The 12,318-nt window shown below is 60.7% G+C and carries 11 protein-coding genes; 6 read left to right on the top strand and 5 right to left on the bottom strand.

Features of this window, described 5'->3' with window-relative positions; translation table 11 throughout:
* Positions 1 to 41: 41 nt before the first annotated feature.
* Positions 42 to 833, bottom strand: coding sequence for an enoyl-CoA hydratase/isomerase family protein (locus JKL48_RS18465; protein ID WP_201985905.1), 792 nt, complete (start codon positions 831 to 833; stop codon positions 42 to 44).
* 232 nt (positions 834 to 1,065) lie between these two features.
* Here JKL48_RS18465 and mscL point away from each other — a divergent pair, with 232 nt between their 5' ends.
* Both mscL and JKL48_RS18475 read left to right on the top strand, forming a co-directional pair.
* Positions 1,066 to 1,503 (top strand): large conductance mechanosensitive channel protein MscL, encoded by a 438-nt coding sequence (gene mscL, locus JKL48_RS18470; RefSeq protein WP_201985906.1) that lies wholly within the window; start codon positions 1,066 to 1,068, stop codon positions 1,501 to 1,503.
* A gap of 242 nt (positions 1,504 to 1,745) precedes the next feature.
* A complete protein-coding gene (locus JKL48_RS18475; protein WP_201985907.1) occupies positions 1,746 to 2,183 on the top strand; it encodes a hypothetical protein in 438 nt (145 codons plus the stop codon).
* A 282-nt stretch (positions 2,184 to 2,465) separates the two neighbouring features.
* On the opposite strand, the gene infB is transcribed toward JKL48_RS18475, so the two are convergent.
* The 3 genes from infB to JKL48_RS18490 all read right to left on the bottom strand — a co-directional run bounded on the left by infB (position 2,466) and on the right by JKL48_RS18490 (position 7,676).
* Positions 2,466 to 5,516, bottom strand: a complete 3,051-nt coding sequence (infB, locus tag JKL48_RS18480) for a translation initiation factor IF-2 (RefSeq protein ID WP_201985908.1) — start codon at positions 5,514 to 5,516, stop codon at positions 2,466 to 2,468.
* Between the two features lie 123 nt (positions 5,517 to 5,639).
* The gene (nusA, locus tag JKL48_RS18485; protein WP_394368866.1) at positions 5,640 to 7,085 is read right to left on the bottom strand and encodes a transcription termination factor NusA; all 1,446 of its coding nucleotides are present in this window, start codon (positions 7,083 to 7,085) and stop codon (positions 5,640 to 5,642) included.
* A gap of 120 nt (positions 7,086 to 7,205) precedes the next feature.
* On the bottom strand, positions 7,206 to 7,676 hold the full coding sequence (locus JKL48_RS18490; RefSeq protein ID WP_236668901.1) for a ribosome maturation factor RimP: 471 nt from the start codon (positions 7,674 to 7,676) through the stop codon (positions 7,206 to 7,208).
* A gap of 246 nt (positions 7,677 to 7,922) precedes the next feature.
* Here JKL48_RS18490 and JKL48_RS18495 point away from each other — a divergent pair, with 246 nt between their 5' ends.
* The 3 genes from JKL48_RS18495 to JKL48_RS18505 all read left to right on the top strand — a co-directional run bounded on the left by JKL48_RS18495 (position 7,923) and on the right by JKL48_RS18505 (position 10,239).
* On the top strand, positions 7,923 to 8,483 hold the full coding sequence (locus JKL48_RS18495) for a DUF2911 domain-containing protein (RefSeq protein ID WP_201985909.1): 561 nt from the start codon (positions 7,923 to 7,925) through the stop codon (positions 8,481 to 8,483).
* A gap of 114 nt (positions 8,484 to 8,597) precedes the next feature.
* Positions 8,598 to 9,635 (top strand): selenide, water dikinase SelD, encoded by a 1,038-nt coding sequence (selD, locus tag JKL48_RS18500; RefSeq protein ID WP_394368868.1) that lies wholly within the window; start codon positions 8,598 to 8,600, stop codon positions 9,633 to 9,635.
* Positions 9,636 to 9,645: 10 nt separating this feature from the next.
* Positions 9,646 to 10,239 carry a hypothetical protein gene (locus JKL48_RS18505; RefSeq protein WP_201985911.1) on the top strand — a complete coding sequence of 198 codons (594 nt, stop codon included), beginning with the start codon at positions 9,646 to 9,648 and terminating at the stop codon, positions 10,237 to 10,239.
* Positions 10,240 to 10,261: 22 nt separating this feature from the next.
* On the opposite strand, the gene JKL48_RS18510 is transcribed toward JKL48_RS18505, so the two are convergent.
* Positions 10,262 to 11,671: a hypothetical protein gene (locus tag JKL48_RS18510; RefSeq protein WP_201985912.1), complete on the bottom strand. Its 1,410-nt coding sequence runs from the start codon at positions 11,669 to 11,671 to the stop codon at positions 10,262 to 10,264.
* A gap of 196 nt (positions 11,672 to 11,867) precedes the next feature.
* On the opposite strand from JKL48_RS18510, the gene JKL48_RS18515 reads away from it, so the two are divergent.
* Entirely contained in the window at positions 11,868 to 12,290 is a 423-nt protein-coding gene (locus tag JKL48_RS18515) for a ribosome-binding factor A (RefSeq protein ID WP_201985913.1), read from the top strand.
* Positions 12,291 to 12,318: the final 28 nt, after the last annotated feature.

Genomic DNA, 12,318 nt, shown 5'->3' on the forward strand with positions numbered 1-12,318 from the left:
TTCCTCATTCCTCATTCTTCATTCCTCATTATAAAGACGGCTTATTTACCTGTGAAAACCGCCGGGCGCTTTTCCACAAATGCCGTGGTGCCCTCCTTAAAGTCGTCGCTCTCGAACGCCTGCCCAAAGGCGCGGGCCTCGGTGGCGTAGCCATCAGTGTCTTTGGCGTAGTGCGCGTTCACGCAGTCGAGCACCAGGCCCACGGCCAAGGGCGCCTTGCCCAGTATTTTGGTCAGCACCTGCTCGCAAAACGGCAACAGTTCGGACTGGGGCACTACGTGGTTTACCAGGCCCAAGCGCAGGGCTTCGTCGGCCTTCACCATATCGGCCGTCAGGAGCAATTCAATCGCCTTGCCCTTGCCGATGAGCTGGGGCAGGCGCTGGGTGCCGCCGTAGCCGGGCGGCAGGCCCAGATTCACTTCCGGCTGCCCGAAACGGGCATTTTCGGAAGCAATGCGCATGTGGCAGGCCATGGCCAGCTCGCAGCCCCCGCCCAGCGCGAAGCCGTTCACGGCGGCCACCACCGGCTTGGTGCTTTCCTCAATCCGGCAAAAAGCCTCTTGGCCGCGCTCCGAGGCGCGGGCGGCCTGCGCGGGCGTGAGGGCGGCCAGCTCGGCAATGTCGGCCCCGGCCACGAAAGCCTTTTCGCCGCTGCCCGTGATGATGATGCCGCGCACCTGCGGCTCGTCCAGGGCCTGCTCCATGGCCGCATCAATCTCGGCAATGGTGGCCGCGTTCAAGGCATTGAGCTTGGTGGGCCGGTTGATGGTGAGCGTGAGAATGCCGCTGGCGACATCTAGGCGATACAGTAGGTTTTCAAACGAAGCAGACATGGCAAAAAGAAGGCGGGTTGGCTTGGTCCCGTCAAAGATAGTGCCCCGGGCCGGTGGGGCTGGTCGGGCCAGCGGCGGGGTTGAACGCCGTTTTGCCCCGGCCAACCGAAACCAGTCATTCGGTACCGCCGACAATAGCCAATTTTACCACTGTAAAGCGGCTATGTATTTGTTTTTAAATAAGTAGCTTTAGCACCAACTCATTCCTTCACCTACTTCATCCCCAACCGTTATGAGCGTCGTCTCCGAATTCAAGGAATTTATTGCCAAAGGCAATGTGCTCGACCTCGCCGTGGGCGTCATCATCGGCGCGGCCTTCGGCAAAATTGTCACCTCCCTTACCGATGATATCATCATGCCCATCGTGGGCCTGGGCCTCGGCAAAGTCGATTTTGCCAACCTTTTCGTGGCCATGAACGGCCAGCACTATGCCACCATCGAAGAAGCCAAGAAAGCCGGTGTGGGTACGCTCAACTACGGCCTGTTCATCAATGCCGTCATCAACTTCCTCATCATTGCCTTCATCATTTTCCTGATTGTGAAGGGTGCCAACAGCATCCGCAAAAAGCCCCTGGAAGTGGTGGCCGTCCCCGCCACCCCGCCCCCGCCCACCACCGACCAGCAGTTGCTGATGGAAATCCGCGATGCGCTGCGGGCCGGTCGCATCTAAAATCATCCGGCTTCGTTCGGCAAGAAAAAACCGCTGTCTACCGAGTAGTAGGCAGCGGTTTTTGCGTTTTTAGCTCAAGTTCAGGTTTTATTTAAGTCGGGTAATTGGCCGATTCAAAATAAGTTGCGAACTTAGGGGCGGTCAATCAATAAATGGCTACTAGCGTTGGCGGATTTTGAACCACCCATTCCCCGCTGCCGTTAGGCGACTATCCTCCCCTTCCACCCCTCAATTTTTTCCGCATGAAAGTATGGTTTGCTGCCGCGTTCCTGAGCGGCCTGAGTTTCGCGGTTACCTCGGCCGCTAATGCCCAGACCGGGCCCGCCTTTCCCATGCCGGGCAAGGCCACGAGCGAGGAAGGTGCCCGCAGCACCTCCGGCAACAACGCCCAGGAGCTAGCCCGCAACCAGCGCCGCGCCGCCATGACGCCCGATGAGGTGAAGCGCGACCAGCAGCTTGAGTTATTGGAAGCCCGCACCGGCAACACCAGCTTCGGCGGCCGCAGCGGCCCCGAGCGCCAGTTCGACCGCAGCGGCAATGGCTTTATGGTACGGAAGTACAAAGCCAAAGCCGGCTTCCTGGAGAACAAACGCGGCCAGAGCCACCCCGTTGGCGGCTCTAACCCCGCCGGCAAGCCGTTGGTGCACAATCATAATCGCAAGAAGTTTCTGTTTTTTTAGTTTCGATTTTTTTCAAAGAAAGCCCCGGCTGCACTGCAGCCGGGGCTTTCTTATTCGTATTGGCGTAGAACGTGTCAACCTGGTAATCGGGCGCAGACCACGAGTGTGGAGCTAAACAAGAGTGTTCGCTTCTATCGTTTGCGTTGACTTGCACTGTTCACCAACATAGTCCTCAACACCGATAAATCAAGCCGACGGATAGGCTGATGCCCCACCGACGCAAACAAGAATCCCCGGCTGCGGGCAGCCGGGGATTCTTGTTTTTCACAGCAAGCGCCATGCTTACAGCGTGCGCTTGATTTCCTTTTCTTCGAAGCCCTCAATGTTGTCGCCTTCCTGCAACTCGTTGAAGTTCTTGATGGAAATACCGCATTCGTAGCCTTGGCGCACTTCGCTCACGTCGTCCTTGAAACGCTTGAGGTCCTGAATTTCACCGGTGTGCATCACAATGCCGTCGCGTACCACCCGCACCTTGGTTTTGCGGGTCAGCGTGCCTTCCGTCATCATACAGCCGGCAATGGTGCCCACCTTGGTGATGTTGAACACCTGACGAACCTCGGCGTTGGCCACCACCACTTCCTGCACCGTCGGGGCCAGCATGCCTTCCATGGCATCCTTCACCTCGTTGATGGCGTTGTAAATGATGGAATACAGACGGATGTCAATCTGCTCGTTCTCCGCCAGCTTGCGGGCACTCTGCGAGGGCCGCACCTGGAAACCGATGATGATGGCGTCGGAAGCCGAAGCCAACAATACGTCACTTTCCGAGATGGCGCCCACCCCTTTCGAGAGGATGTTCACCTTCACTTCCGGCGTACTCAGCTTCAACAGGGAGTCGGCCAGTGCCTCCACCGAACCGTCCACGTCGCCCTTCACCAAGATGTTGAGTTCCTTAAACGAACCGATGGCCAAACGGCGACCAATTTCGTCTAGCGTGATGTGCTTCTTGGTCCGGATGGTCTGCTCACGAGCCAACTGCAAGCGCTGGGTCGCGATTTCGCGGGCTTCGCGCTCCGTCTCCATCACCTGGAGGCGGTCGCCGGCCTGCGGAGCACCGGTCAGGCCGAGCACCTGCACCGGCGTAGCGGGCGGGGCGGTCTTCATCTTCTTGCCGCGGTGGTCGGTCATGGCCTTCACGCGGCCGAAGTGCGGGCCGGCCAGAATCACGTCGCCCACGTTCAGCGTGCCGGTTTGCACCAGCACGGTGGTTACGTAGCCACGGCCTTTGTCCAGCGAGGCTTCAATCACGGTACCGATGGCGTTGCGGTCGGGGTTGGCTTTCAGGTCGAGCAGTTCGGCCTCCAGCAGCACCTTTTCCAGCAAGTCCTCAATACCAATGCCGGATTTGGCCGAAACCTCCTGGCTCTGGTACTTGCCCCCCCATTCTTCCACCAGAATGTTAATCTGAGAAAGCTCCTCGCGGATTTTCTCGGGGTTGGCGGCCGGCTTGTCAATCTTGTTGAGGGCGATGATAATCGGTACCCCAGCGGCTTGCGCGTGGTTGATGGCTTCCTTCGTCTGCGGCATTACCGAGTCGTCGGCCGCCACTACGATGATGGCAATGTCCGTCACCTTGGCACCGCGGGCACGCATGGCCGTAAAGGCTTCGTGACCAGGGGTATCGAGGAAGGTGATGGGCTGGCCCGACTTGGTTTTCACCTCATAAGCCCCGATGTGCTGCGTGATACCACCGGCTTCGCCCTTGGCCACACTCGCGTCGCGGATGTAGTCAAGCAGCGACGTTTTGCCGTGGTCGACGTGGCCCATGATGGTCACAATGGGGGCGCGGGGGCGCAAATCTTCTTCGGCGTCGCCGGCATCGATGCTAATTTCCTCTTCTTCTTTCGAGAGGAATTCTACATCGAAGCCAAATTCATCGGCAATCACGGTAATGGCTTCCGCATCAAGACGCTGGTTGATGGACACGAACATGCCCATGCCCAGACACACCTTGATGACCTCGTTCACGTTCACGTCCATCAGCGAAGCCAAGTCATTGGCCGAGATGAATTCGGTGAGCTTGAGGGTCTTGGCATCGAGCTCGTTCTGCGCGCGCAGGGCCTCGCGGTCCTCGGCCAGCATACTCCGCTTGTCGCGGCGATACTTGGCGCGGTTGGCCTGGCCGGTGGCTTTGTTACCGCCAAGCTTGGCCAGCGTGGCCTTAATCTGTTCCTGAATCTGCTTTTCAGCTTGTTCTGGCGTGAGCGCAGGTGCGTTCGGCTTGGGTCCGGGCTGGCCGGGGCGCTGGTTGCCGCCCTGGCCGGGGCGGTTGCCCTGGCCGCCCTGGCCACCACCTGGCCGGTTGCCTTGGTAGCCGCCCCCCTGACCGCCTTGGCCACCGCCAGCAGGGCGGTTGCCCTGATAGCCGGGGCTGGGCGGCGAAGTGGTGTTGCCGGGGGGGCCGGGCAGGCGCGTGCGCTTCTTCTGGCCGGGGCCAGCGGGCAAACCGCGCTTGCTCACATCCGACGACGCAATGGGACGGGGACCACGGCCACCCGGGCCACGCCGGTCGTTGTTGATGGACGATAAGTCAATCTTGCCCAGTACGGTCAGGCCTTTCAGTGTGTCCGACTTGGCAACGATAGTGCTGGTATCCTCGGGAGTTGCACCTTCAACCGGGGCTGCCGGAGCTTGGGCAGCAGGTACCGGAACCGGTGTAGCCGGGGCTGGGGTCGGAGCAGGTGCTACCGGAACGGGCTCAACCCGGGCTTGCGGCGGAGCTACCGGCGCGGCCGGTGCTGGTGCAGTTGCAGGTGCTTCTACTTTAGGAGCCGGTGCCGGTGCTTCCACTTTGGGCGTAGCGGGCGCGGGCGCAGCCGGCGCGGCAACTGGTGCAGCCGGAGCCACTGGCGCTACCGGAGCTGCTGTTGCAACGACAGCCGGAGCGGGCGCTGGCCGGGGCGGCACTACGCGGCCACGGCTGTCCAGCTCAATTTTGCCCAACACCTTCAGGCCAGGCGCCGCGGGGGCCTGAGCAGCGGGAGTTGGCGCAGGAGTTGTGGCAACAGGCGCCGCCGGGGCAGGCGCTGGTGCCACCGGAGCCGGTGCGGGCGCAGCCGCCTGTACCGGACGCGGAGCTGGAGCCGCCGGCTTAGGAGCAGCCTCAAGGTCGCTCTGGCGCTTGGCCTGAATGACCTTCTGAGCTTCCTGCCGGTCGTGGGCAGAGGCCGCGAATTCCTTTTCAAGCGAGGCCACTTGCTCACCCGTGAGCTTTGTGGTCGGCTTGTTTTCTACTTGTATGCCTTTCCGGGCCAGGGCTTCTACCACCCGGTCCATTCCAACGTTCAGGTCTTTGGCCGCCTGTTGTAGCCGTTTCGGGGTTGCTTCCGCCATTCTATCTTTCTCGCGTACGATACGCTTCTAAGTGCAAAGGTATTACATTAAATCTTGCCAGCAGGGCGCAAACCGCACCTGCTGGCACGATTTGTTACCCTTGCCGTACCGGCCGCGCGGCCGTCATTGGGCTGGCTCGGCGGGAGAGCTGGCGCCCGCTTCCTCAGTCGAGGGGAAATCTTGGCTGGCCGCTTCCGTTGCCAACAGGGTGTGTTCGGGGGCCGTTTCGGTGGCCGAAGCGTGCGTTACGGCAGCTTCTTCGTCGGTCGTTTTAGCGGCTGCAACGCGGTTTTTGGCCGCATCGAGCGTACTGTCGTCAAGGTCTTCGTCGTCGGCAAATTCTTGGCGGATAATGCGGTACACATCGTCCACCATTTCTTCTTCGAGCTCCGTGCGGCGCACGATGTCGTCTTTCTTCACGGCCAGTACGGCACGACCAGTATCGAGACCGATTTTTTTCAATTCGGCCAGTACCCAAGGCTCAATTTCGTCTTGGAACTCGTCCAGTGAAATGTCTTCCTCGTAGTCGATGGCTTCGCGGAACACGTCAATTTCCATGCCCACCAAGCGGCTGGCCAATTTAATATTGGCACCGCCGCGGCCGATGGCCAGGCTCACCTGGTCAGGCTTCATGAACACGGAAACGCGGCCATTCTCCTGGTTTATTTTCATAGAACCTACTTTGGCCGGCGATAGTGCCCGCGCAATATAAAGCTCTAAGTTATCCGTGTAATTGATAATATCAATATTCTCGTTCTCCAACTCGCGCACCACGGGGTGAATACGGCTGCCCTTCATGCCCACGCAGGCGCCTACGGGGTCGATGCGCTCGTCGTAGCTTTCAACGGCTACTTTAGCACGCTCGCCGGGTTCGCGCACCACGTTTTTGATAACGATGAGGCCGTCGTAAATCTCGGGCACTTCCAACTCGAACAAACGCTCCAGGAAAGCCGGCGCGGCGCGGGAAAGAATGATTTTCGGCGTACCGTTAATCACCTCCACGCGGTGCACCACGGCGCGCACGGTGTCGCCTTTGCGGAACCGGTCTTTGGGGATTTGCTCGCCTTTGGGCATCACCAGCTCGTTGTCGTCCTTGTCCATGATGAGGGCCTCGCGGCTCCACACCTGGTACACTTCGCCAGTCACGATTTCGCCCACTTGGTCCTTGTACTTCTGGTACAGGTTGTCGCGCTCGAGGTCTTTCACGCGCTGAATCAGCGTTTGGCGGGCCATGAGGACGGCGCGACGGCCGAAATCCTCCAGCTTCACGCCTTCGGCCACGGACTCGCCGACTTCAAAATCGGGCTCGATTTTCTGCGCTTCGGTCAGCGGAATTTTGTCGTGGTCCCAGATATCCTCGGAGTTGTCGTCCACAATTTCGCGGTTGCGCCATATTTCGAGGTCACCATTATCGGGGTTGATGATGACGTCGAAGTTTTCGTCTTGGTCGTACTTCTTCCGAATCATGGTGCGAAACACGTCGTCCAGGATGCTCATCATCGTGGGCCGGTCGATGTTCTTGCTCCGGGCAAATTCGCCGAAGGATTCAATGAGTTCGTGGCTGTTCATATTAGTACTGTCATCCTGAGCAGAGCGAAGGACCTTATCACGTCCGCGCCGCAGTGAGTTAGTAAATCTGACGAAAGCAGCGGTGATAAGATGCTTCCTTCGTCAGCATGACAAAATGCTTTACTTAAATGAGATAACAACTTTGGCTTCCTTAATGTCCCCGAAAGAATAAAAGGCGGCGGGAAGGGTCGTTTTTTTAGTTTTTTGCTTGATAACCTCTTCAATTTCCACGCCCTCAGGGGTAGCGGCGGTGAGGGTGCCGGTTTTCTCGGTGCCATCGGCTAGCTTCAGGGCCAGGGAGCGGCCGATGTGGCGCGGGAACTGGCGCGGGTCGGTGAGTGGTTGGTCGGCGCCGGGGCTGGTGACTTCCAGCGAGTAGGCCGAATCTTCGCCGTAGTGCTCGTCGATGCGGCGCGCCAGGCGGCGGCTGATGGTGGCGCAGGTCTGGATGGGCAAGCCCTCGGGGCCGTCGAGGGTGACGGTTACTTTGGGCAGCACCGAATCGGACACGGTGAGGCCTACGATGAACAGCTCCTGGTCGCCGATGGCGTCGCGGAGCATTTCCAGCAGCAGGGTGCGGTCGATGGTCATGGGATAAGAATCGGGGCAAAAAAAGAGGGGACTATGCGTCCCCTCTTTGCTAAAGCGAATACCAACTTCGGGGCAAAGGTACGACAATTGGCGGCGGAATGCAAGATAAGGCCGCGACAGCTGGTAGGGACGGTGCCCAACGCAACTATAGGCGAAGTTTGCGGACCTTAAACCTTGCGTTGCCGCGCGAGGTTGCTGGACAATACTCCGCGGCGCTTCATCCACCCTCACTCATCTTCAATTCCCATGCAAAACCTTCAACTGTTCCGCCGCCTGGCTTTTGGGCTGGCTGCGGCCCTCACCACCAGCGCCGCCTACGCTCAGGCTACTTCGGCCACGCCCGCAACACCGGCCACGCCCGCCAATGAAGCCAAGCCTAGCCCGGCCGCCACGGCCACCGGCAAAATCGGCAGCACGGATGTGACGGTGAACTACAGCAGCCCGGGCGTGAAGGGCCGCAAGATTTTTGGCGGCCTGGAAACCTATGGCAAAGTGTGGCGCGCCGGCGCCAACGAGGCCACCACCGTAGCGTTCAGCAAAGACGTGACGGTAGAAGGCAAGCCGCTGCCGGCCGGCAAGTATGGCTTCTTCGTGATTCCGGCTGAAAAAGACAAGTGGACGGTGATTTTCAACAAAGTACCGAACCAGTGGGGCGCCTTCAAATACGATGAAAAGCAGGACGCCCTACGCGTGCTGGTGACGCCCCGCAAATCGGCAACCCTAACGGAGCGGCTGGTGTACGAGGTGAAAGCTCCGGGCTTGGTGCTGCGCTGGGAAAATATGGAAGTGCCGGTAGCCATTAAGTAAGCGAAGCTAAACCGCCCTCATGCAGCGCGCAGCGAGGCTTGACGTTTTTTCTGTGGGCGGCCCAGCTTGGGCCGCCCGCGTACTTTTGTGCCTTTCCCTGACCTTATGGACTCTATGGAATACAAGCTCACCCAATACAGCCACGGCGCGGGCTGCGGCTGCAAAATTGCGCCGGCCGTGCTCGACCAGATGCTGCACACCAGCATTGCCCAGCCCCAGCACCCCAACCTGCTGGTGGGCAACGCCAGCCGCGACGACGCGGCCGTGTACGACATTGGCGGGGGGCAGGCGGTGATTTCGACCACCGACTTCTTCATGCCCATTGTGGACGATGCCTACGATTTTGGCCGCATTGCCTCAGCCAATGCCATTTCGGACGTGTACGCCATGGGTGGGCGGCCGCTACTGGCCATTGCCGTGCTGGGCTGGCCCGTAGATAAGCTGCCGGCCGACGTGGCCCGCCGCGTGCTGGAAGGCGCCCGCAGCATCTGCGCCGAGGCGGGCATTCCGCTGGCCGGCGGCCACAGCATCGACTCGCCGGAACCTATTTTCGGGCTGGCGGTGACGGGCATGGTCGACATTGTGGATTTGAAGCAGAACGACACGGCCACGGCCGGCTCGGAGCTGTTTCTGACCAAGCCGCTGGGCGTGGGCATCATGACCACGGCGCAGAAAAAAGGTCTGCTGCGGGATGAAGATGCCAACATCGCGCCGGCCCAGATGATGCAGCTGAATAGAATTGGGGCCGAACTGAGCAGACTCTCGGCGGTGACGGCCCTGACGGATGTAACCGGTTTCGGCCTGCTGGGGCACCTGGCCGAGGTGTGCGAAGGCAGCGGCCTGACGGCGGAAATTGACTTCGCTAAAGTGCCGCGCATTGCCGCAGCAGAACCGTACCTAAAGCAAGGGAGTGTGCCCGGCGGCACCGGCCGCAACTGGGCCAGCTACGGCCACAAAGTGGGCCCCATCAGCGACGAGCAGCGGGCGTGGCTGTGCGACCCGCAAACCTCGGGTGGCCTGCTGGTATGCGTGGACCCGGCCGGGCGCGAGGCCGTGCAAGCCGTGTTTGAAAAGCACGGACTGGCGCTGGAAAGCTTTGGGCACTTGCGGGCGCATGCGGCGGGCGAGGCCTGGGTGCAGGTGCAAGCGTAGCTTCTACGCGATGAAATCGACTTTTCTGCGCCCACTGCTGGAAGCGGCCGTGCTGCTGTTGGTGGTGCTAGGCGCGGCGCGGTGGGTCACAGGCATTTTTTCAAAGCGCACCCATGTGTACCATGCCACGGCAGCGCGGCAGTTGCGGCTGCTGTTCTGGCCGCTGCTGGCCCTGGGGGCGGGGCTAAGCGTGGTGCCGGCCGTAGCCATAGGCAATGCGGAGGTCAGCACCTTCGAGTGGGGATTGACGCTGGGTTTTTTAGTATTCACCCTGGTCCTGAGCGGGCCGGCGCTGCTGCTCCACTTACGCTACTGGTTGCTGAACCGCGAAACCACGTTGGTATTTCAGCCCACCCAAAACCGTTTCGAGGTGTACGAAGCCGGCCTGCGCATCGCCTTCGAGCGGCGCGACTTGGCCAGCATCAAAAGGGCGACGTGTAGCGCCCGTCGCACCTTCTGGGCCCGGTACGACTACTTGATTTTAAACCTGGTAGGTGGGCGCGTCATCGTTCTCACCTCCCTCCTAACCGATTTAGAACCGCTGGCGGTGTTTCTGCGGGGCTTGCCCACGGAAAGACGCCCCCTGCGCTGGTGCTGGGTCTAAAAGGCAGGTCATGTATAGCGGCCTACTGCCGCCGATACAAGCCGGGGGTGCTGGTCAAGGTATAAGGCTCGAAGATGCCAGGCAGCAACTGTTTCAGGCGTGGTACTTGGGCACTTTGGTCGAGGAGATAAGCGGGGGGGCGGGGACCCATTTTTTGGGCCACGCGCACCACGGCCGCATATTCGTTGAGGTGGCCGAAGTCGGCTTGTGAAAGGGCCCAGTCCAGGTAGGGCGTGGCAGGAAAGTTGTTGAAATAGGCGCGGTCATCGGGGCCCAGGATGAGCAGGGTTTGCCCGCGCAGGGCAGCGTAGCGGGGGTCAGGCTCCAGGCCGAAGCGGCTTTCGGCGGGCATGTGCAGCAGGGCTTCGAGACGGGGCACAAAAGCCCGGTAGCGCAGCACCACCGCAGCGTTGATGATGAGCAGCAGCAGCAGCTCCAGCAGCCAGTTTTGGCGGTAGCGCTGCCACAGGAAAAGACTGAAATAGGCCAGCGGCGGCAGCAGCAGCACCAGCACGCCCGGCGCGGAGCCGCGCTCGACGGCCGCCGTGGCAATGGCTACCACCAGCCAGACCAGCATCATTTGCCGGAATTTGGCCTGAAACACCAGCCCCAGCGACGTGCCCAGCGAGCGCAGCAGCGCCAGCACCAGCACCACACCGGGCACAATAAGCAGACGCAATTGCAAACCCGCCGGCAATCCGCTGGCAATCAAATCGGTGAGGCCTGGCTGCCAGTGAAACTGCACCAGGCCGGGCAGTGCCCCGGTGTAGAAAAAATAGGTAGCGACCAGCGCGTAGGGAAAGAAAAATCCGCAGAGCAGCAATAAGGAGCTGCGAAAAGAATTGGGCGCAAAAATCACGACTGCAAACAGGCCCACCAGTAAAAACAGCGTGAGGGGCAGGTAGCACAGCGCGCCCAGCCCAATCAGGAAACCGGCCCGAAACAGGCGGCGGTTGTCGTAGCCTTCGCGGGAGGTGGGCAGCAGCGCGCTCAGCGAAAACACAATGAACGTGTGCCCCAAAAGCAGCGGCGACAGCGCATCCAAATCGGTGCTCACACTGCCCACCAGCAGGTAGGTGAGGGCGGCCACGTAGCCGCGCTCGGGGTGCACGTCGTAGCGGTTGAACACCAGATTCAGGCGCAGCGCCTGAATCTGGAGCAGGCCCAGGGCTACCAGCCGGTAGAGCCATACCGGCCGCGAGAGCACAGCATCGAGCCCGGCAAAAAAAGCGGCCGCCAGCGGCGCCGTGCCGTCGTAAAGGTCGCGGTAGGGCATGGCCCCGCCGTGCACCCGCTCGCCCACCAGCAGGGCCCGCAGCTCGGCCGCCGTCACGGGCAGGCCAGCCCACAGCAGGGGCAGGCGCAGGGCCAGCACCAGCACCAGCAGGGCCAGCAACTGGGCTGGCAAAGAGCTTTTGAAGAAACGAAGCAAGTGGAGGAATAAGGAACAGGGGAAACGGGATAGGGCAAAGGTATCGGGATGCGGGTTGCTGCCGCTACTAGCCAGCTGCTAGGAGACAGAGCCGGCTGGCTACCACAGTCCGCCGCTGCCTTCTTTGCCCCTATTTCCTATCCCGTTTGCCGCTGCCTTACGCCCTTCTCCCCTATCCCGTATCTTTGCGAGTCATATGGAAAGCAAACGACAGCAAAAAATGGCCAGCCTGCTTCAGCAGGAGCTGGCCGCCGTGTTGCAGCGCGACCTGCCGCACCTCTTCGGGGGCGGCCTGGCGCCCGGCATCAGCACGGTGAAAGTGACGCCCGACCTGGGCCAGGCCCGCGTGTACCTGAGCCTACTGCTGGGCGGCGACGCCGAAGCGCGCCTCGCCACCATTCACGACAACGCCAAGGAAATTCGGCACGCGCTGGCCAAGCGCATCCGCAAAACGGCCCGCGTGGTGCCCGAACTCATCTTTTTTCACGACGACAGCGCCGCCTACGCCGCCCACATGGACCAGGTACTCGGCACGCTGGTGATACCACCCGCACCGAAAGAGGATGCCGACGAGAACGAAGACAAGCCCACCCGGCCACGTCTTTTCAAAGGCGAGTAATTTTTGAATGTGAAAATGTGCGAAGGTG

This window comes from Hymenobacter rubidus (genome assembly GCF_016734815.1).
Classification (GTDB): domain Bacteria; phylum Bacteroidota; class Bacteroidia; order Cytophagales; family Hymenobacteraceae; genus Hymenobacter; species Hymenobacter rubidus.